Genomic DNA, 561 nt, shown 5'->3' with positions numbered 1-561 from the left:
CAACTGTTATTGTGAATGTTGTTTCTGTTTTGTTGCCTGATTCGTCTGTTGTAACTACTGTTACATCATAGCTACCTACTGTTGTTGGTGTACCTGAAATGGTATTTGTCTCAGGATCATATGTCACACCTTCTGGTAGTCCTGATACTTCATGTGTCACTGGTTTTCCACTATTATCTTGACCATTCAATGTTATATCTTTGATTGGTGTGTTTACTTCTGTTGTTTGGTCTTCAATAGAATCTACCGTTGGTGGCAATGTATCTTCAACTGTTATTGTGAATGTTGTTTCTGTTTTGTTGCCTGATTCGTCTGTTGTAACTACTGTTACATCATAGCTACCTACTGTTGTTGGTGTGCCTGAGATTGTATTTGTTTCAGAATCATATGTCACGCCTTCTGGTAATCCTGATACTTCATGTGTCACTGGTTTTCCACTATTATCTTTGCCATTCAACTTCACATCTTCAATTGGTGTATTCACTTCTGTTGTTTGGTCATCCACCGGATCAACATCAGGTGATGTTGTATCTTCAACAGTAATTGTGAATGTTGTTTCTG

The 561-nt window shown here is 37.8% G+C and carries 1 protein-coding gene; it reads right to left on the bottom strand.

What is annotated here, in order from left to right; all coding sequences use genetic code 11:
• Positions 1 to 561, bottom strand: a 561-nt coding sequence (locus LQ677_RS14505; protein WP_239749098.1) for an Ig domain-containing protein, incomplete at both ends; no start/stop codon positions are given.

Origin of the sequence: Mammaliicoccus sp. Q-M61 (assembly GCF_022386055.1) — a bacterium.
GTDB lineage: Bacteria > Bacillota > Bacilli > Staphylococcales > Staphylococcaceae > Mammaliicoccus > Mammaliicoccus sciuri_A.
The sequence above is the reverse complement of the archived record's forward strand: the minus strand, read 5'-3'. Positions and strand labels throughout refer to the sequence as shown.